20 protein-coding genes are annotated in these 18,055 nt (G+C 73.6%); 11 read left to right on the top strand and 9 right to left on the bottom strand.

Going from position 1 to position 18,055, the window contains the following annotated elements:
* Window positions 1-258: 258 nt before the first annotated feature.
* The 4 genes from LCD35_RS19630 to LCD35_RS19645 form a co-directional block, all read right to left on the bottom strand.
* A complete protein-coding gene (locus LCD35_RS19630) occupies window positions 259-2,196 on the bottom strand; it encodes a UvrD-helicase domain-containing protein (protein ID WP_224962394.1) in 1,938 nt (645 codons plus the stop codon).
* A gap of 150 nt (window positions 2,197-2,346) precedes the next feature.
* Window positions 2,347-3,759, bottom strand: a complete 1,413-nt coding sequence (gene xylB / locus LCD35_RS19635) for a xylulokinase (protein ID WP_224962396.1) — start codon at window positions 3,757-3,759, stop codon at window positions 2,347-2,349.
* An 82-nt stretch (window positions 3,760-3,841) separates the two neighbouring features.
* The gene (locus LCD35_RS19640; RefSeq protein WP_224962398.1) at window positions 3,842-4,720 is read right to left on the bottom strand and encodes an SAM-dependent methyltransferase; all 879 of its coding nucleotides are present in this window, start codon (window positions 4,718-4,720) and stop codon (window positions 3,842-3,844) included.
* Between the two features lie 234 nt (window positions 4,721-4,954).
* On the bottom strand, window positions 4,955-5,797 hold the full coding sequence (locus LCD35_RS19645) for a class I SAM-dependent methyltransferase (protein ID WP_224968480.1): 843 nt from the start codon (window positions 5,795-5,797) through the stop codon (window positions 4,955-4,957).
* A gap of 47 nt (window positions 5,798-5,844) precedes the next feature.
* Here LCD35_RS19645 and LCD35_RS19650 point away from each other — a divergent pair, with 47 nt between their 5' ends.
* Window positions 5,845-6,414 carry a helix-turn-helix domain-containing protein gene (locus LCD35_RS19650; RefSeq protein WP_224962403.1) on the top strand — a complete coding sequence of 190 codons (570 nt, stop codon included), beginning with the start codon at window positions 5,845-5,847 and terminating at the stop codon, window positions 6,412-6,414.
* Between the two features lie 70 nt (window positions 6,415-6,484).
* On the opposite strand, the gene LCD35_RS19655 is transcribed toward LCD35_RS19650, so the two are convergent.
* From LCD35_RS19655 to LCD35_RS19665, 3 genes are all read right to left on the bottom strand, one after another.
* The gene (locus LCD35_RS19655) at window positions 6,485-7,162 is read right to left on the bottom strand and encodes an excalibur calcium-binding domain-containing protein (RefSeq protein ID WP_225044618.1); all 678 of its coding nucleotides are present in this window, start codon (window positions 7,160-7,162) and stop codon (window positions 6,485-6,487) included.
* Entirely contained in the window at window positions 7,141-7,668 is a 528-nt protein-coding gene (locus LCD35_RS19660) for a hypothetical protein (RefSeq protein WP_224977974.1), read from the bottom strand. The genes LCD35_RS19655 and LCD35_RS19660 overlap by 22 nt, the downstream gene beginning before the upstream one ends.
* A gap of 129 nt (window positions 7,669-7,797) precedes the next feature.
* Window positions 7,798-9,096 (bottom strand): hemolysin family protein, encoded by a 1,299-nt coding sequence (locus LCD35_RS19665; protein ID WP_224962406.1) that lies wholly within the window; start codon window positions 9,094-9,096, stop codon window positions 7,798-7,800.
* A 77-nt stretch (window positions 9,097-9,173) separates the two neighbouring features.
* Here LCD35_RS19665 and LCD35_RS19670 point away from each other — a divergent pair, with 77 nt between their 5' ends.
* The 9 genes from LCD35_RS19670 (at window position 9,174) to LCD35_RS19710 (ending at window position 15,825) form a co-directional block, all read left to right on the top strand.
* Complete coding sequence (locus tag LCD35_RS19670) at window positions 9,174-9,656, top strand: RNA polymerase sigma factor (protein WP_224962409.1); 483 nt, start codon at window positions 9,174-9,176, stop codon at window positions 9,654-9,656.
* On the top strand, window positions 9,653-10,255 hold the full coding sequence (locus LCD35_RS19675) for a methylated-DNA--[protein]-cysteine S-methyltransferase (RefSeq protein ID WP_224962411.1): 603 nt from the start codon (window positions 9,653-9,655) through the stop codon (window positions 10,253-10,255). The genes LCD35_RS19670 and LCD35_RS19675 overlap by 4 nt, the downstream gene beginning before the upstream one ends.
* Before the next feature lie 284 nt (window positions 10,256-10,539).
* Window positions 10,540-11,232: an alpha-ketoglutarate-dependent dioxygenase AlkB gene (locus tag LCD35_RS19680; RefSeq protein ID WP_224968484.1), complete on the top strand. Its 693-nt coding sequence runs from the start codon at window positions 10,540-10,542 to the stop codon at window positions 11,230-11,232.
* Window positions 11,214-11,816: a DNA-3-methyladenine glycosylase I gene (locus tag LCD35_RS19685; protein ID WP_308016928.1), complete on the top strand. Its 603-nt coding sequence runs from the start codon at window positions 11,214-11,216 to the stop codon at window positions 11,814-11,816. Before LCD35_RS19680 ends, LCD35_RS19685 begins: the two co-directional genes overlap by 19 nt.
* Window positions 11,816-12,655, top strand: a complete 840-nt coding sequence (locus LCD35_RS19690; RefSeq protein WP_225044619.1) for a DNA-3-methyladenine glycosylase — start codon at window positions 11,816-11,818, stop codon at window positions 12,653-12,655. Before LCD35_RS19685 ends, LCD35_RS19690 begins: the two co-directional genes overlap by 1 nt.
* Before the next feature lie 142 nt (window positions 12,656-12,797).
* A complete protein-coding gene (locus LCD35_RS19695; protein WP_224963272.1) occupies window positions 12,798-13,223 on the top strand; it encodes a Fur family transcriptional regulator in 426 nt (141 codons plus the stop codon).
* A 22-nt stretch (window positions 13,224-13,245) separates the two neighbouring features.
* Window positions 13,246-14,709, top strand: a complete 1,464-nt coding sequence (locus LCD35_RS19700) for a catalase (protein ID WP_224963270.1) — start codon at window positions 13,246-13,248, stop codon at window positions 14,707-14,709.
* 77 nt (window positions 14,710-14,786) lie between these two features.
* On the top strand, window positions 14,787-15,173 hold the full coding sequence (locus tag LCD35_RS19705; RefSeq protein WP_224968488.1) for an ankyrin repeat domain-containing protein: 387 nt from the start codon (window positions 14,787-14,789) through the stop codon (window positions 15,171-15,173).
* Between the two features lie 229 nt (window positions 15,174-15,402).
* Window positions 15,403-15,825, top strand: a complete 423-nt coding sequence (locus LCD35_RS19710; RefSeq protein ID WP_224961834.1) for a pyridoxamine 5'-phosphate oxidase family protein — start codon at window positions 15,403-15,405, stop codon at window positions 15,823-15,825.
* A 7-nt stretch (window positions 15,826-15,832) separates the two neighbouring features.
* On the opposite strand, the gene LCD35_RS19715 is transcribed toward LCD35_RS19710, so the two are convergent.
* Entirely contained in the window at window positions 15,833-16,606 is a 774-nt protein-coding gene (locus tag LCD35_RS19715) for an oxidoreductase (RefSeq protein ID WP_225044620.1), read from the bottom strand.
* A 76-nt stretch (window positions 16,607-16,682) separates the two neighbouring features.
* Between LCD35_RS19715 and LCD35_RS19720 the strand changes: the two genes are divergently transcribed.
* Window positions 16,683-17,252, top strand: a complete 570-nt coding sequence (locus tag LCD35_RS19720; RefSeq protein WP_225044621.1) for a TetR/AcrR family transcriptional regulator — start codon at window positions 16,683-16,685, stop codon at window positions 17,250-17,252.
* 21 nt (window positions 17,253-17,273) lie between these two features.
* Here the strand turns inward: LCD35_RS19720 and cobF are convergent, their stop codons facing one another.
* Window positions 17,274-18,050, bottom strand: a complete 777-nt coding sequence (gene cobF, locus LCD35_RS19725; protein WP_225044622.1) for a precorrin-6A synthase (deacetylating) — start codon at window positions 18,048-18,050, stop codon at window positions 17,274-17,276.
* Window positions 18,051-18,055 lie beyond the last annotated feature (5 nt).

Below are 18,055 nucleotides of genomic sequence, written 5' to 3' on the forward strand. Positions count from 1 at the left end.
CCGCTGCCGCCGTCGCCGTGCCAGCCCCCGCCCCCGCGTCCGCCGGACTTCCCGGACGCGGACCCGACCAGCACGAGCAACAGGATCAGCACGACGATCACGACGACCGCACCCGGTTCGGACAACGCGGCTCTCCTCTCCTTCGACGCGGCACCGAAAGCAGGGCGGTGTCCCGGGGTCCTCCGCGCGGTTCAGCCCGAACGGGCCGGTCCGCCACCGCGATTCCCCCGGCACGGCCGCGGCTCCTCCGTTCCGGCCTCACCCGGCGGCACGCGGCGGCCCCACCCACAGCAGGTCCCGGGCGCGGGTCAGCGCGACGAGCCGGGCGCGCTGCGCGAGTTCCCGCAGATCGCGGTCGCGATCGTCGTCCCCGTCCTCGGCGGGGAGCTCCGGGACGAACACCTCGCGGAACTCCAGGCCCTTCGCGCGGTGCACGGTGCCGACGCTGACCCGACCGTCCCGTTCCCCGGCCCAGCCGTCCAGGTTCCGGACCGGAATCCCGTTGCGGCGCAACACGTCCCGCCACCGGTCCGCGGCGGACTTCTCGAACGTCAGCACCGCGACGTCGTCCGGTTCGGGCCGGTCGCGCACGGCGGCGACCAGCGCGTCTTCGAGCCGTTCCGGGTCCTTCCACGGCACCACGTCCCCACCGTGGTACGTCGCCACCGACTCGCGCAGCGAGAACCCGGGAGCACCGTCGAGGTCGTCGACCTGGTTGGTGGCGTCGAACCGCTGCGCCCATTCCAGGATCCGCGAGGCGTTCCGGTAGTTGGTGCGCAGCACCTCGCCACGGCCCCGGATGGGGATGCCCGCGTCGACGAGCCGCCAGCCACCGGCGTAGATCTGCTGCTGCCCGTCGCCGACGAGCAGCAGCCGGTTCGGCCCGTCCCCGGCGAGGGCGTGCACCAACCGGAGCCCGACGAGCGTGATGTCCTGCACCTCGTCGACGACGACGCCGGCCAGCGGCCGCTCCAGCGGTTCCCGTTCCAGTTCGGCGCACGCCTCGGTGAACACGTCGTTGTGGTCGTGCAGGCCGCGCTCCCGGCGGATCTGCTCGTAGTGCTCGTGGAGCCGCCACACCAGTTCGCGGTCCGCCGCGGTCAAGCGCAGGCCGCGTCCGGTGCGGTGCAGGCCCTGGTACTCGGCGAGTGCGGTGATGCCGCGGCCCTTGATGACGCGGTCGATCTCGTCCCGCCAGTACTCGTGCCGGTTGAGCTCGGCGAGCCTGGTGTGCTTGCCGAACTTCGACCAGGCGCGGGAGAAGCAGTCCGCCGAGGACTTGACCGGCAGCTCGTTCCCGCGGCTGCGCAGGAACTCCCGCGCCCAGCGGTGCAGGTGGTCGAACCGGACGCGCCCGTCGAGTTCGGGGGCCAGCCGGTGGAAGGACCGCTGCGCGATCGGCGGCAGGTTGCTGGCGAAGGTCGTGAACAGCAGCGGTCCCACGCTGTTCCGCGCCATCCGCACCAGCCGGTGCAGGGCGACCACGGACTTCCCGGTGCCCGCGGGCCCGCTGATCCGGGCCGGGCCGCTGTAGTCGCGGCGGACCATCGCGTGCTGCGAGTCGTCCAGGAATGTCAGCCAGGACTCGAACGGGCCGTCCAGCACCGCGTCGAACCGGTCCTTCGCCAGGTCGTCGAGGTCGAACAGCTCGGCCCCGGCGCCCGCGGGGGCCGTGTCCTGCCGCGGCACGAGCGGGAGGAACGCGGACTCGCCCAGACGCCCGAGCAGCGACTCCACGTCGCGCCCGGTGAGCCTGCGTTCTCCCTTCCGCAGCACCCGGTCCAGCGTCGCCCCGGTCACCACGAGGTGGTGACCGGCGGATCGCTTCGACGGTTCCGCGCCCGCGGGCAGCACCACCACGGGCCGGACCACCGACTCGCTGACGACCCCGGCGGAGGTGCGCACGCCGATGAACGGCTCGGTCGCGTGCCGCAGCGCGGCGCGGACTTCGCCCGGTTCCGGTTCGGCGTCGCGGACGAGGACGGCCAGCACGCCGAGCGGGCCGATCAGCAGCGCGTCGGGGTGGCCGGCGGGGACGTCCGGGAAAGCGGTGTGCACGTGGGTGCGCCAGCCGCCGCGGCCCTCCACCAGGAACCTGGCCAGCACCTGCCGCTGCCAGCTCGCCAGCGACGGGTAGGCGGCGACGGCGCGTTCCGCGGCGCGGCGCAGCTTCTCCCCGCGGTGATCGGTGCTCATCCTCGCGAACCTCCGCGTTCCCCGATGATCCGGACCGTGATCGAACGTATCGGGGGTTCCCGGCCGGGTCGGCGTTCCGCGGCGCGGACCACCCGATCGCCGCAGCGCTCGCTGGTCCGTCCGGGCGGTTCTCCTTGCCGCGCAGGGGGATCAGACGCCGTGCAGGCGTTCGCGGGTGGCGTGGTAGGCGTGGCGGACCGCATCGCCCTGGTAGGCGTTCGCGGCGTCGCAGCGGCTGGAGCGCAGTTCCCACTCGGGCGGTGCGGCGGCGCCGGACAGCACCCAGGCGGCCTGCTTCGCGGCGCCGAGCGCCACGTACTCGGCGGCTTCCGGGATGTCCACCGGCACCCCGAACAGGGAGGGGGCGACCGCGCGCACCGCGGCCGATTCGCTGGCACCGCCGATCAGCAGCACGCGCCGCACCTCCACCCCGGCCGCCCGCAGCGCGTCGACCCCGTCGGCGAGGCCGCACAGCATGCCTTCGACGGCGGCGCGGGCCAGGTTCTGCGGGGTCATGTTGCCGCCGCGGATCCCGGCGAGCGTGCCGGTGGCGTCCGGCAGGTCCGGGGTGCGTTCGCCTTCCAGGTAGGGCAGCAGGGTGAGCCCGCCCGCGCCGGGTGCCGCCTCCAGCGCCAGCCGGTCCAGCCCGGCGAGGTCGGTGCCGAGCATCGTGGCGGCACCGCTGAGCACCCGGGCCGCGTTGAGCGTGCACACCAGCGGCAGGTAGCGGCCGGTGGCGTCGCAGAACCCGGCGACCAGGCCCGTCTCGTCCGCGCTGGGGTGCTCGGCGACGGCGAACGCGGTACCGGAGGTGCCCAGCGACACCACCACGTCGCCCGGCCCGGCACCGATGCCGAGCGCGCCCGCCATGTTGTCGCCGGTGCCCGCGCCGAGCAGCGCCCCCTCCAACGGGGCGAATCCCGTGGCACGGCCCGCGGATCCGGCCGGGTCGAGCACGTCCGGCAGCCGCGGGCTCCGGCCGCCCATCGCGGCGGAGAGCAGGTCCGGCAGCCATTCCCCGGTGGCGGGCGCGAAGTAGCCGGTGCCGGAGGCGTCACCGCGGTCGGTGCAGGCCCGCTCGGGCCGTCCGGCGAGCAGCCAGGTCAGCCAGTCGTGCGGCAGCAGCACCCGGTCCACCAGGTCGGCGCGGTGCGGTTCGTGCTCGGCCAGCCAGGCCAGCTTGGTGAGCGTGAAGCTCGCGACGGGCACTGAACCGGTGCGCTCCGCCATCACCGCCGCCCCGTGCTCGGCGACCAGGGCGCGGGCCTGCGGCGCGGAGCGGGTGTCGTTCCACAGCAACGCATCCCGCACCGGGTCGCCCGCGGAGTCGACCGCGACCATGCCGTGCTGCTGGCCCGCGACCGAGACGGCGCCGATCTCACCGGGGGTGTGCGCGGCGGCCTGCTCGATGGCGTCGCGCGCCGCGGTCCACCACGCCCACGGGTCCACTTCGGTCCCGGTGGGGTGCTGCGCCTTGCCCTCGGCCACGACCCGGCCCGTCTCCGCGTCGGCGACGACCGCTTTGGTGGATTGGGTCGAACTGTCGATGCCAAGAACGAACACGGGTCAGCCTCCACCTCAACGCCCGGTGCAACGTCGGAATCCTGCCAGACCACCGAGTGCGACCGGGTGCGCGGTGGACCGGTCAGGGCTTGCGGCCTACCCCGCACAGCAACAGGTTCTGCGCCGGTACGCGGGCGCGCAGCCGCGGGCCGTCCGGCCACCAGTCGAGAGGGCGCACCAGGCCGGGTTCGGTGATCTCGGTGCCGTCGAACAGCGCCTCGATCTCGGCCCGCCCGCGGAACCAGCCGGTGCCGAGCTCGGCGAGCATCAGCTTCTCCAGCTGCGCGGGGGGCGCCGCGTGCGCGGGGTCCGCCGGGCTGTGCAGGTGGCTGATCGCGACGTAGGAGCCGGGCGCGAACGCGTCCAGGTACCGCGCCAGCACGCGGTGCGGCGACCGGTCGTCCGCGACGTGCTGCAACGTGGCGCCCTGCAGCATCGCCACCGGGCGGGACAGGTCGATGTTGCGGGCCACGGCGGGCAGCGCCAGCAGCGTCTCCGGTTCGGTGAGGTCGGCGAACGCGAAGTGGGTGTGGTCGTTGTCGACGAGCAGCGCTTGGCCGTGGGAGAAGACCATCGGGTCGTGGTCGGCGTACACGACGACCGCGTCCGGGTTGGCGCGCTGCGCGACCTCGTGGGTGTTCTCGCCGGTGGGGAGGCCGGCGCCGATGTCGAGGAACTGGTCGATGCCGACGGTGCCCGCCAGGTAGCGCACGACCCGCATCAGCCATTCCCGGTGGTCCTGGGTGGCGACGACGAGGCCGGGGGCGATCTCCAGGGCGGCGTCGACCACGGCCCGGTCCACGGCGTAGTGGTCCTTGCCGCCGAGCAGCGCGTCGAAGCACCGCGCCACGCTGGGACTCCGGGTGTTCAGCACCGGCGTTCCGGGTGCCACGGCGGTCGCGCCGGATCCGGGGCGCGTCCAGCTGAGACGGGCGGGTTCGACACCGGAACGATCAGGCATCGAGCACCTCACAACCGATCGTGACACTTGCACTGTCACGAACAGTATAAGCACTGTCCGGCCGGATCCGATCGCCCGGTCGGCCGCCGGATCGCGATCGAACGCCCGCCCTCCGCGGGGTGCGCGCCGGCCCCCACGACACCGGCATCATGATCGACTCGGGCTGCCGTCGACACCGCCGCGCGGCCGAACCTCACCGGAACGGCGGACCCACCCCGTCCGCTCGGAGCCCGATCAGGGGCGGCGGGCGGCGAGGAAGGTTCGGGTGGCTCGGATGGTGAGGTCGTCGCGGCTGCGGAGAGCGCCGGGGCCGTCGGAGTCGAGGAGTTCGCCGAGGGCCGCGACGTCGGCCTCGTCGAGGGACGCGTCGAGGAACGGGCGCATCCGGCGCAGCGTCACCTCGGCGTAGCGCCGCGCGACGGCGGGCAGCGGGGCGGGCAGGTCGACGTCGACGGTGCGGTGCGCGACCGCGGTGAAACCGGCTCCGGCCACCGGTTCCGCCCAGTCGGCGCTGATGTGCGGCAGGTGCTCGGCACGCTTGCGGGCGAGCAGGTCGCGGCAGCGCTCCTCCAGGCCGGGCCGGCCGAAACCCAGGTCGTCGGGCAGGAACCGGGGGAACGAGTCGAGCTCCGCCACCGCAAGCACCCCGCCGGGCCGCAGCGCCGCGAACACCTCGCCGAGCACCCGCGCCGGATCGGCCAGGTGGTGCAGGGACGCGGACGCCCACACCAGGTCGACGGGCGCGTCCAGCGACGGGAATCCGGCGTCGAGGTCGGCGCGCTCGGTGCGCACCCGGTCGGCTTCGCCGCGGGCGGCGGCCTTGGTCGTCAGGTGCGCGAGCACGGAATCGTCGGTGTCCACGGCGAGCACGGTGGCCCGCGCGAACCGCTCCAGCAGGACGAAGGTGCCCGCCCCGGTGCCGCAGCCCAGGTCGAGGATCCGGTGCACCGGCGGGTCGACGAGTTCGGCGAGTTCCCCGGTCAGCTCCGCCAGGTGGTCGTGCATGACCTCGGCGTCGAGATCAAGCATCTCGAATTGAGCGGTGTCGTCGGTGTTCGGGTGTTCGTGGTGTGCCATGCCGCCAAGGTAGCCGCGGGTTGCGTCGATGGCATACTGTTTTGCTCATGACGCAAGACGGTGAGCTGGACGCCCTCGTCCGGCAACGGATCCGGAGCCTGCGGACCTCGCGGGGCCTGTCCCTCGACGAGCTGGCCGCGCGCTGCTACCTGAGCACCTCCACGCTCAGCCGCATCGAGACCGGGCACCGGCGGATCAGCCTGGACCAGCTGGCGCCGCTGGCCCGCGCGCTCGGCACCACCCTGGACCAGCTGGTCGAATCGGCCACCGACGAGGACGTGGTGATCCGCCCGGTGCGCGACGAGACCCGCGGCGCCACGTCCTGGCTGCTCAGCAAGGACTCCGGGCCGCACGGCATGACCGTCGCGAAAATGCGGCTCACCCGGCCCGCGCCGGCGCGGGACTCCGGGCGGCTGGCGGTGCACCCGGGCAAGGACTGGTTCACGGTGCTGTCCGGGACGGTGGAGCTGGTGCTCGGCGAACGCACCATCCTGATCGAGTCGGGGCAGGCCGCGCAGTTCAGCACCATGACCCCGCACGCGTTCGGCGCACGCGGCGGACCGGCGGAGATCCTCACCATCCTCGACCACGACGGCCAGCGCACCCACCTGACCTGACGGTGCGGGTTCCCGCCGCGCGACTGCGGCCCGGCGAGGCCTGCGGGGGCGGGCCGAGCTCCGACGGCGATCAGGTCTCGCAGGCGACCCCGTCGCCGTCCCGGTCGAGCGCCGAGCGGTATCCCAGCTGACCGCGGTAGAGGGGAGCCGCGCCCGCGTCCTTCGCCGCCGTGCAGTTCGGGTAGTAGGCGGCACCGCCGCCGTCCCCGCCGTCCTCGTCGTCCTCGTCGTCCGACGCGTAGGTCGGGTCCGGCGCGGGCTGCGGGTTCGGCCGGGGCTTCGGCTCCGGGTTCGGCTCGGGGTTCGGCCGCGGATCGGGTTCCGCCGTGGAGCTCTCCCGGGCCGCGCCGCACACCGCCCAGGCCCCGGCGCCCGCCGGCTCGGCGCGCCCGCCCGCCGCGGAGATCTCCGCCCAGCGCAGCGAATTCGGCGGCATCTGCTCGGCGACGGCGAAACCACCGCCGACCAGGTCGGCGTTGACGAACTCCCCGCGGTCGTTCCAGAGGTAGCGCAGGTCCCACCCCTGCTCGTCCTGCGGCTGCACGTCCGGGAGCACCCAGACCACCGATCCGACGGGGGCGAGCCGGTTCAGCTCGGCGGTGGCCTCCTCCCGGAAGCAGTCCGCGACGGGGCGGACGTGCAGCAGCCGGACGCCGCGCGGGACGGAACCGGGCATCGCCCCGTCCTCGACGGCGGTGAGCCGGAGCCGAGTGCCGGCCTCGACGCTCAGCACGACCGCGCGCTGCACCCCCGCCGGAACACCGGCCGGGAGCGCCGGAGCGGGAGGCGCGGCCGGGGTGCTCGGCGCCGGCGCGGTCGAGGCGCGGCCGGGGTGCTCGGCGCCGGCGCGGTCGCCGAAGGCTGCGCCGCCTGATCGGCCACCACCCGCGTGGTCGACCCGGTGGGCGGCAGCAACGCGAACGCCACGCCGAACAGGACCGCTCCCGGCGCCAGCCGAGCCGCGAACCCGCGGGTGATCGTCCGGTCCCACCCGCGCGGATGCCGGACCGCGAACACGCCGGACCAGACGATCAGCCCGATCCCGGTCAGCAGCAGGAATCCCGCGAAGGCGTCCGGTTCGGCCGGATCCAGCAGCAGCGCCAGGAACATCGCCGCATAACCGCTGCCGAACCGGAGCCAGAAACCCTTGCGCACCACCGGATCCCACCGGCCTCGACGGCGGACCCCCAGCACGATCGCCCAGATCATGGCCCCCAGGCCGATGATCCCCAGCAACGCGACCAATGCTTCCACGACGAGAACTCCCCCACGGACGACAGCGGTGGACCTCGCGCACCCTCCGCGACGAGATCGGCACGTACGGTATCGAACAGGACACGGTGCGTGTTCAGCGCATCGGCGTTCTCCGCGCCGCTCCCGGTCTCACCGGTCGTCGTCGGGGGCCGCTCCGGTGATGCGGACGCGGGAGATGCGGCGGCCCTCCACCGCGCGGACCGTGAACTCGTGGCCGAGGGCGGTGACCGAATCGCCCTCGCGCGGCATCCGGCCGAGGCGGGCGAGGACGAACCCGGCGAGGGTGTCGTACGGGCCCTCCGGCAGCGCGATCCCGGAGCGGTCGGCCACTTCGCTGCGGTGCAGCAGGCCGTCGAGCTCCAGCACGCCCTCGGCGGGTGGCGCGGCCGGGCGTTCGCGCAGGTCGTACTCGTCCCAGATCTCGCCGACGATCTCCTCCACCAGGTCTTCGAGGCTGACGATGCCCGCGGTGCCGCCGTACTCGTCGGCGACCACGGCGAGGTGTCCGCCGCCGCGACCGCGCATCGCCGTCAACGCGGCCAGCGCGGGCTTCGTGCCCGGCAGCGTCGTGATCGGCCGCGCCAGCGAACCGACCGTGCGAGCCCGGCTCCCGCGGCTCGCCTCGTACAGGTCGCGCACGTGCACGAAACCGACCACGTCGTCGGCGGAACCGTCCCGCAGCACCGGATAGCGCGAGTGCGGTTTCCCCAGCACCTCGTCGACCGCGTCGGCGGCGCCGGTGTCCGCGTCGAGGAAGTCGACCTCGGTGCGCGGCACCATCACTTCGCTCAGCACCCGGTCGCCGACCTCGAAGGCGTCGGTGATGAGGCGGCGCTCCTCGGTGGTGAACTGGTCGCTGGTGCGGACCATGTCGCGCAGCTCCTCCTCGCCGACCTGCTGCTCGTCGGCGCGCGGGCTCACCCCCAGCAGCCGCACCACCCCGTTCGTCGACACCGACAGCAGCCAGATCACCGGCCGGAACGCGGTCGCCACCGCGTCCAGCACTCCCGCCGTCGCCAGCGACACCACCTCCGGCTTCTGCAGCGCGAGGCGCTTCGGCGCCAGCTCGCCGAACACCAGCGACAGGTACGACACGAACGCGGTCACCAGCACCAGCGCCACCGTCGTCGGCACCTCCACCGGCAGGCCCCACCCGACCAGCGGCGGCTCCAGCCGCACCGCGAGCGTCGCCCCGCCGTAGCTGGAGGCGAAGAAGCCGGTGAACGTGACGCCGACCTGCACCGCCGAGAGCATCCGGTTCGGATCGGACTTCAACCGGGCCACGCCCGCCCCGCGCCTGCCCAGGTCCTCCAGCCGGTGCACCTGGCTCTGCCGCAACGACACCAGCGCGATCTCCGCCGCCGCGAAGAAACCCCCGAGCAGGACGAACAGCGAGATCAACGCCAGGTTGCCGAAGACGTCCCCCATCCGGCGATGGTGCCGAGAGGCGGGCAAGAACACCACGCGCCTCACGTTCCGGCGCCGCCCGGCGTCTACTGGACGTGATGAGACCGTTCGAGCAGATCGTCGCCGAGCACGGGGCGGTGGTGCTGCGGGTGTGCCGGGCCGTCCTCGGGCCGGTCGACGCCGAGGACGCCTGGTCCGAGACGTTCCTCGCCGCGCTGCGCGCCTACCCCGAGCTGGACGAGCACGCGAACGTGCAGGCGTGGCTGGTGACCATCGCGCACCGCAAGGCCATCGACGCCACTCGCGCCCGAGCCCGCCGCCCGAACCCGGTCGAGCAGGTCCCGGAACGGCCCGCGCACCGCGGGCGCCCCGAGGACTGGGACGGCGACCTGTGGGAGGCGTTGGCCGCGCTGCCCGCCAAGCAGCGCACCGCCGTCGCCTACCACCACCTCGCCGGGTTGCCCTACGCGGAGATCGCGGCCATCACCGGCGGCAGCACCGACGCGGCCCGCCGCGCCGCCGCCGACGGGATCCGGGCGCTGCGCCGCAGCTACCCGGCTTCGGGAGGAGGAACACGATGACATCCGACGGGTTGTTCGACGCGCTGCCCGAGACCGACGCGGGCACCCTCGCCCGGCTGCACGACCGCGTGGTCGTCGCCGCCGCCGCGGACGGGCTGCTCGACGTCGCCTACCGGACCGTGCCCAGCCCGGTCGGGGAACTGCTGCTCGCGGCCACCGAGGACGGGCTGGTGCGCGTCGCGTTCGGGGCTTCCGAGCAGGTGCTGGCGTCGCTGGCCGAGCGGATCAGCCCGCGGGTGCTGCACGCGCCCGGCAGGCTCGACGGGGTCGCGCGGCAGCTCGACGAGTACTTCGCGGGGCACCGCACCTCCTTCGAGCTGGCGTTGGACCGGCGGCTGTCCCGCGGGTTCCGGCGCACCGTGCTGGCCCGGCTCGCCGAGGTCGGCTACGGGCGCACCGCCAGCTACGCGCAGCTCGCCGCCGCCGCGGGCAGTCCGCGGGCGGTGCGGGCGGTCGGGACGGCGTGCGCGACGAACCCGCTGCCGATCGTGGTGCCGTGCCACCGGGTGGTGCGTTCCGACGGCAGCGCCGGCGGGTACGTGGGCGGGGCGGAGGCGAAGCGGACCCTCCTGACCCTCGAAACCACCGGTTCGGAGTGAACGGACCGTTCGTCCGATAGAGCTGGACGAACGGTCCGTTCACCAGGCGACGGTGGGGGCAGGGCTCGCTCTGCCGGTCGGCACCGAGTGAACGGACCGTTCGTCCCATCTAGTTGGGCAAACGGGCCGTTCACCCCGACCGGACGTTCGCACACGACCGAACCCGAGTTGAGTGAACGGACCGTTCGTCCGATCTAGTTGGACGAACGGTCCGTTCACTCCCCCAGCACGACGCGGCGAGGCGGGGTGCCGGTCGGCTTCCGCCGAGGAGGAGGATCGGAGCGATGGGTGCACCGCTGTTCTCGCTGCCGCCCCGGGTCGTCGCACCGGGCGCGGTGCACGTGCCGGGCTGGTTGGACCTGGACCGGCAGCGGGAGCTGGTGGCGGCGTGCCGGGAGTGGGCGCGCGGCCCGGTGCCGATGCGGGCGGCGCGGCTGCCGAGCGGGCACCGGATGTCGGTGCGCACGGTGTGCCTGGGCTGGCACTGGTACCCGTACGCCTACAGCCGCACCGCCGACGACGCGGGCGGCGCGCGGGTGGCGCCGTTCCCGGACCGGCTGGGCGAGCTGGGCCGGGCGGCGCTGGCCGCGGCGTACGGTCCGGCGGAGGCCGCGGACTACCACCCGGACGCGGCGCTCATCAACTTCTACGACGAGCACGCCAGGATGGGCATGCACCGGGACGAGGACGAGCTGTCCCGGGCACCGGTGGTGTCGTTGAGCATCGGCGACACCTGCGTGTTCCGGTTCGGCAACCCGGAGTCCCGCGGCCACCCGCACACCGATGTGCAGCTGTGCTCGGGGGACCTGTTCGTGTTCGGCGGCCCGTCGCGGCTGGCGTACCACGGTGTGCCGGCGGTGCGCCCGGGCACGGCGGACCCGGCGTGCGGGCTGCGCTCGGGCCGCCTCAACATCACCCTGCGGGTCACTGGACTGGCCCCGGAACGCGGAGGAGAAGCGTGCACGAGCAGGACCTGATCGTCGGGGAGGACGGGCTGGCCCGTCCGCCGTGGGCGGCCGCCGATCCGCTGCTGCGGGAGTACTACGACACCGAGTGGGGATTGCCGGTGCCGGGCGAGCAGCCGCTGTTCGAGCGGATCTCGCTGGAGGGCTTCCAGGCCGGGTTGTCGTGGGCGACGATCTTGCGCAAGCGCCCGGCCTTCCGGAAGGCGTTCGACGACTTCGACCCGGACCGGGTGGCGGCCTATGCGGAGGAGGACGTGGCACGGCTGCTGGCGGACGCGGGGATCGTGCGCAACCAGGCGAAGGTGCGGGCGACGATCGGGAACGCGCGGGCGACGGTGGCGTTGCGCGAGCAGGGCGGCCTGGACGCGCTCGTGTGGTCGTTCCGCCCGGAGCGGACGCCGCGCCCGCGCTCGATGAGCGAGGTGCCCACGACGTCCCCGGAGTCGGTGGCGCTGTCGAAGGCGTTGCGCGGCAAGGGTTTCCGCTTCGTGGGCCCGACGACGACGTTCGCGTTGATGGAGGCGGTGGGCATGGTGGACACGCACCTGCTGGGCAGCCACCGCCGGGGTTCGTCCGGGTTGTGGCCGGAGCGGTGATGCTGCGGATCCCGGTCCGGGCCCCGTTCGCGGTGGATGCGGCGGTGGCGGCGCTGGCGGCGCATGCGCTGCCGGGCGCGGAGCGGGTGGACCGGGCGCGGCGGTGCGTGCGGCGGCTGCTGCCGCTGGCGGGCGGTCCCGCCGAGGTGTCGGTGCGGCTGGCGGCGGATCACGTGGCCGTGTCCGGGGAGGCCGGTGGCGCCGAGGAGGAGGTGGCGGCGCTGGTGCGGCACTGGCTGGGGTTGGACGCGGACGTGGCGCGGATCGACGCGGTGCTGGCGGCGGACCCGCTGCTGGAGCCGTTGGTGGCGGCCCGGCCGGGGCTGCGGGTCGTGGGCTGGGCGGACGGGTTCGAGGGCGCGGTGTCGACGGTGCTGGGCCAGCAGGTGAGCGTGGCGGCGGGCCGCACGTTCGCGGCCCGATTGCTGGCGGAGTACGGCGAGCCGCAGCCGGGCGGGCTGGTCGCGTTCCCCGCGCCGAAGGTGCTGGCCGCGGCGCCGCTGGAGGAGTTGCGGACCGCGGTGGGCGTGCCGCGGCCCCGCGCCCGCACGGTGCGGGCGCTGGCGGCGGCGGTCGCGGACGGGTTGCCGCTGCGCCCGGGTGCGGAGGTGCGCGGGGAGCTGCTGGCGCTGCCGGGGGTGGGGCCGTGGACGGTGGAACACCTGGCGTTGCGCGCGTTCGGCGACGGGGACGCGTTCCCGTCGGGCGATCTGGTGCTGCGGCGGGCGTTGGGCGCGGAGTCCGCGGCGGCCGCGGCGGAGCGGGCGCGGGGGTGGTCGCCGCACCGGGCGCACGCGGTGTTCCACCTGTGGACCGCGACCGCGTACGGGGTGCGGTGAACTTCGGACCCCGGTCGGGCGAACGCGCGGGGCCGGTACTTGCGCGAGGGCCTTTCCCACCTGCGAAGACGTGATCTTCGGGGCGCCACGCCGCACCACAGTTAAACTTGACTAATTCCAGAAAAGCTGGTTGTCTCGGGTCATGCCGGTCATCGACGCCACCGCACTCCTGCGCGACGCCGCGCTGCGCGTCACGCGCCCGCGGGTGGCGGTGCTGTCGATGGTCGCGAACCACCCCCACTCGGACACCGATGCCATCGCGACCGCGGTCCGCCGCGAGCTCGGCTCGGTGTCCACCCAAGCGGTCTACGACGTGCTGCGCGCGTTGACCGAGGCCGGTCTGGTGCGGCGCATCGAACCGGCGGGCTCCCCCGCCCGGTTCGAGACCCGCGTGGGGGACGACCACCACCACCTGGTGTGCCGCGGCTGCGGCGGCATCACCGACGTGCGCGGCGCGGTCGGCGCGGCGCCCTGCCTCGACGTCCGCGACTCGCGGGGATTCACCCTGGAGCGGACCGAGGTGACCTACTGGGGCACCTGCCCGGCCTGCCGCGCGCGAACCGAATGAATCCCGAACACAGGAGCCGATCTTGCCGGAGAACAACCAGAAGCCGTTGACGACCGCCGCGGGCGCGCCGGTTCCGGACAACCAGAACTCCATGACCGCCGGTGCCCGCGGCCCGATGCTGCTGCAGGACGTGTGGTTCCTGGAGAAGCTGGCCCACTTCGACCGCGAGGTCATCCCCGAACGCCGCATGCACGCCAAGGGCTCCGGCGCGTTCGGCACGTTCACCGTCACGAACGACATCACCCAGTACACCTCGGCGAGCATCTTCTCCGAGGTCGGCAAGAAGACGGAGATGTTCGCCCGGTTCTCCACCGTGGCCGGTGAGCGCGGTGCCGCCGACGCCGAGCGCGACATCCGCGGCTTCGCGCTGAAGTTCTACACCGACCAGGGCAACTGGGACCTCGTCGGCAACAACACCCCGGTGTTCTTCTTCCGCGACCCGCTGAAGTTCCCCGACCTGAACCACGCGGTGAAGCGCGACCCGCGCACCAACATGCGCAACGCCGAGAACAACTGGGACTTCTGGACCAACCTGCCCGAGGCGCTGCACCAGGTCACGATCGTCATGTCGGACCGCGGCATTCCCGCGTCGTACCGCCACATGCACGGCTTCGGCTCGCACACCTACAGCTTCATCAACGCCGAGGGCGAGCGGTTCTGGGTGAAGTTCCACCACCGCACCCAGCAGGGCATCAAGAACCTCACCGACGCCGAGGCCGAGGCCCTCGTCGGCAAGGACCGCGAGTCGCACCAGCGCGACCTGTTCGACTCGATCGAGAACGGCGACTTCCCGAAGTGGAAGCTGTACGTGCAGGTCATGCCGGAGGCGGACGCGGACGGCTACCGGTTCCACCCGTTCGACCTGACCAAGGTGTGGTCCAAGAAGGACTACCCGCTGATCGAGGTCGGCGAGTGGGAGCTCAACCGCAACCCGGAGAACTACCACGCCGACGTGGAGCAGGCCGCGTTCACGCCCGCGAACGTGGTGCCCGGCATCAGCTACTCGCCGGACAAGATGCTGCAGGGCCGGCTGTTCTCCTACGGTGACGCGCAGCGCTACCGCCTCGGCGTCAACCACCACCAGATCCCGGTCAACGCGCCGCGGATCCCGGTGAACTCGTACCACCGCGACGGTGCGATGCGCGTCGACGGCAACCAGGGCGCCACCCCCGGCATCGAGCCGAACTCGTACGGCCGCTGGCAAGAGCAGCCCGCCTACCGCGAGCCGCAGCAGGCCGTGGGTGCCGTCGCCGACCGGTTCAACTACCGCGAGGACGACGACAACTACTTCGAGCAGCCCGGGAACCTGTTCCGGAACATGACCGCGGAGCAGCAGCAGGTCCTGTTCGAGAACACCGCCCGCGCGATCGACGGTGCCTCGCAGGCCACCATCGAGCGGCACATCCACAACTGCACGCAGGCCGACCCCGCCTACGGCGAGGGCGTCCGCAAGGCAGTGGAGGCCCTGGCGGCCGGCAACCTCTGAGTGAGACCGAATTCCCCGGCGTGGCGCGCGCTTCCGCGTGCCACGCCGGGGTTTCTCTTCCGTTGGGGAGGATTTCCATGGGCGAGGGTGAGCTCACCCCGGAGCAGGCCGAGCGGGTCGTGGCGATCGCGATGGACCTGGCCCGGGAGGGCGACACCGCGCAGCTGCTGGAGTTCGTCGAGCACGGGCTGCCGGTGGACGTGACCGACGCGGACGCGAACACGCTGCTGATGCTCGCCGCCTACCACGGGCACGCCGCCACGGTCCGCGCGCTGCTGGACCGCGGCGCGGACCCGGACCGGCGCAACGCGCGGGACCAGTCGCCGATCGCGGGCGCGCTGTTCAAGGGCGCCGACGAGGTGGTGGCGGTGCTGCGCGAGGCGGGCGCCGACCTGGACGCGGGCACCCCGACGGCACGCGACGCCGCCACCCTCTTCGGCAGGCGACACCTCATAGCCGACTGACGAAAGAGCTCTTCCCCGCTCAGCGGCGAAGCCGCTGAGCGGCGACCCCCGAGCAACCGGCACCGCCGCGGGTTCTCAGCGCACTCCTCGCGAGGACAGCGTTTTCTCCTGTGGCGGAGCCACCGGTGAAAACGATCCCGCAGCGAGGAGTGCGCTGAGGTTCCGCCACCCCACCTCCCGAGCAGCAGGAGTCGAGCGCCTGTCAGGGGTCGCGGCTAGCGTCGGTCGCATGGCTCTTTCCCAGCAGGACCGCGAACGATTCCTGGCCGAACCGCACACCGGTTCCCTGGCGGTGGCCGAGGGTTCCGGCCGAGCGCCCCTGGTGGTGCCGATCTGGTACCACTACGAGCCCGGCGGCGAGCTGTGGATCAACACGGGCGCGGACACCCGGAAGACCCGCGCGATCCGGGCCGCGGGCCGGTTCAGCATGCTGGCGCAGCGCACCGAGCCGACGGTCCGCTACGTCTCGGTGGAGGGCCCGGTGCTCTCGATCGAGCCGGGTTCGGCCGAGAGCTCCCGGGTAATGGCGGCCCGCTACCTGCCCGCGTCGCGGGTGGACGAGTTCGTCGAGTTCGAGCGGACGCGGCTCGGGGAGCACGTGGTGATCCGGATGCGCCCGGAGCGCTGGCTGTCCGCGGACCTGGGCGGCTGATCCGAGCTCACACGGCGGGGATGATGCCGCCGTCCACCCGGTATTCGGCGCCGGTGAGCCACTTCGCGCGGTCGGAGGCGAGGAAGGCGATCAGCTCGGCCGCGTCCTCCGGGTCGCCGGGGCGGCCCATCGGCGTGTTCAGCCGGGCCGCGATGCGCCGCTGCATCTCGTGGAGCTCGACGCCCTGCTCGTCGGCCATCTCCTGGTGGTGCGCGACGGCGCCTTCGGTGGCGACGAAGCCGGGCAGCACGCGCAGCACGCGGACCCCGCTCGTGCCGACCTCTTCGGCGAGGCCGCGGCTGTAGGCGTTGAGCGCGGCCTTCGCCGCCGCGTACGACAGGTCGCCGGGCTGCGGCAACCTGCTCGCGATCGACGAGACGTGCAGGACGACGCCGGAGCCGCGTTCGACCATGCCGGGCACCAGGGCGCGGTCCAGCCGGACGGCGCTGAGCAGGTTGATGTCGAGGTCGAACTGCCACGACTCCTCGGTGCGTTCCAGCGCGGCGGCCCAGCCGCTGGTGGCGCCCGCGTTGGAGACGAGCACGTCCACCCCGCCGACCGTGTCGAGGACTCGCCGGCCGAGGTCGGCGACGCCGTCGGCGGTGGCGAGGTCGGCCGGGAGGAACGTGCCGGGCACGTCGTCCGGGGGCGCGCTGCGCGAGGCGGTGAGGACGTAGGCGCCCGCGGCGGCGAAGCGGCGGGCGGTGGCGACGCCGAGTCCGCGGCTGGCGCCGGTGATGAGCACGCGCCGTCCGGCGAGTCCTTCGTCGGCGATCGTCATGGGAAGCACCTCCAGTAAAGTGAGCCAGGCTCACCATATAACCGGAGTCGGACTCACTTTATTCGGAGGTCGTCCGTTGCCCACGTCACGCCCGCTGCGCGCCGACGCCCGCCGCAACCGGGAAGCCCTGCTCACGACCGCGCGGGCGGCGTTCCTCGCGGGGGAGGACGTCGGGGTGGACGAGATCGCCCGCCGGGCCGGCGTCGCCGTCGGCACCCTGTACCGCCACTTCGACACCCGCGAGGAGCTGATCGCCGAGATCTACCGGCAGGCCCTCGACGAGCTGTGCGCCGAACCGGACGCGCTGCTCGCCCGGCACGCGCCGGACCGGGCGCTGCGGGAGTTCCTGGACCTGCTCGTCGAGCACGCCGCCACCAGCAAGGGCATGTCGGTCGCGCTGGAGAGCGTGCTGGCGACCGACTCGGCGGTGTTCGCCGACTCCCGGTGGCGGATGGCCGACTGCCTCGACGCGCTGCTGCGGGCCGGTGCGGCGGCCGGGACGATCCGCGGCGACGTCGACGGGTGGACGGTGCTGCGGGCGCTCGGCGGCGTGTGCGGGATGCGCGCCACCGACGGCTGGCGGGACGACGCGGCGCGGATCGTCGCACTCCTCTTCGACGGCCTCCGCCACGGCACGGCGGAGTAGCCGCTCGGGCGGGCCGCCGGTTCAGGCCGGCGGGCGCAGCAGGCAGCTGTCCATGATCCAGCCGTGCCGGTCGCGGGCCTCGGCGCGCAGCTCGGCGATGCGGTCGGCGACCTCGTCGAGCGGACCGGCGACCGAGAGCTCGTCGGGCGTGCCCACGTAGGCGCCCCAGTGGATCCACCAGCCTCCGCCGCGCCGCGCCGCGATCGCCGCAGGCACGTCCAGCATCACCAGGGTGTCCTCGGACAGGTCCGGCCGGTCCACGCCGGGACGGCCGGTGGTGATGCGGACGGGCCTGCCCACCCGGGTCCAGGTGGTGCCGTGGTGCGCGGCGAGCGCGGAAACGCTGCTGATGCCGGGGACCACCTCGCAGGTGAGGTCGACGGCGGCGCGGATCTCCGCGACGACGTCCAGGGTGCTGTCGTAGAGCGCCGGATCGCCCCACACCAGGAACGCACCGGTCTCCCCCGGCGCGAGTTCCTCGTGCACGACCCGCGCCCACTGCTCGGCGCGGCGCCGCCGCCAGTCGTCGACCTGCGCGCGGTACTCGTCGGTGCCCGCGGTGGTGCGGTCGCGCGGCGGGTCGGGCATCGCGACGGTCCGGGCGGAGTCCGCGGCGTGCTCGCGGAGGATCTCGGCGCGCACCCGCAGCAGCCGTTCGGTGCGCTTCCCCTTGTCCGGCAGGAAGAACACGTCGGTGCGGCCGAGGGCGTCGACCGCTTCGAGGGTGAGGTGGCGCGGGTCGCCCGCGCCGATGCCGATGGCGATGAGGTGCCGCACCCCCGCCGACGATCCGATCACGACGA

This window comes from Saccharopolyspora sp. 6V, assembly GCF_020176785.1.
GTDB lineage: Bacteria > Actinomycetota > Actinomycetes > Mycobacteriales > Pseudonocardiaceae > Saccharopolyspora_C > Saccharopolyspora_C gregorii.

Bases quoted from the DNA above. Each gene is read 5' to 3' on its own strand.
- LCD35_RS19695 (WP_224963272.1), top strand. From the start codon at position 12,798: ATGCCGGTCATCGACGCCACCGCACTCCTGCGCGACGCCGCGCTGCGC.
- LCD35_RS19670 (WP_224962409.1), top strand. From the start codon at position 9,174: ATGAGACCGTTCGAGCAGATCGTCGCCGAGCACGGGGCGGTGGTGCTG.
- LCD35_RS19640 (WP_224962398.1), bottom strand. From the start codon at position 4,720: ATGCCTGATCGTTCCGGTGTCGAACCCGCCCGTCTCAGCTGGACGCGC.
- LCD35_RS19675 (WP_224962411.1), top strand. From the start codon at position 9,653: ATGACATCCGACGGGTTGTTCGACGCGCTGCCCGAGACCGACGCGGGC.
- LCD35_RS19710 (WP_224961834.1), top strand. From the start codon at position 15,403: ATGGCTCTTTCCCAGCAGGACCGCGAACGATTCCTGGCCGAACCGCAC.
- LCD35_RS19630 (WP_224962394.1), bottom strand. From the start codon at position 2,196: ATGAGCACCGATCACCGCGGGGAGAAGCTGCGCCGCGCCGCGGAACGC.
- LCD35_RS19705 (WP_224968488.1), top strand. From the start codon at position 14,787: ATGGGCGAGGGTGAGCTCACCCCGGAGCAGGCCGAGCGGGTCGTGGCG.
- LCD35_RS19715 (WP_225044620.1), bottom strand. From the start codon at position 16,606: ATGACGATCGCCGACGAAGGACTCGCCGGACGGCGCGTGCTCATCACC.
- LCD35_RS19690 (WP_225044619.1), top strand. From the start codon at position 11,816: ATGCTGCGGATCCCGGTCCGGGCCCCGTTCGCGGTGGATGCGGCGGTG.
- LCD35_RS19665 (WP_224962406.1), bottom strand. From the start codon at position 9,096: ATGGGGGACGTCTTCGGCAACCTGGCGTTGATCTCGCTGTTCGTCCTG.
- LCD35_RS19650 (WP_224962403.1), top strand. From the start codon at position 5,845: ATGACGCAAGACGGTGAGCTGGACGCCCTCGTCCGGCAACGGATCCGG.
- LCD35_RS19645 (WP_224968480.1), bottom strand. From the start codon at position 5,797: ATGGCACACCACGAACACCCGAACACCGACGACACCGCTCAATTCGAG.
- LCD35_RS19680 (WP_224968484.1), top strand. From the start codon at position 10,540: ATGGGTGCACCGCTGTTCTCGCTGCCGCCCCGGGTCGTCGCACCGGGC.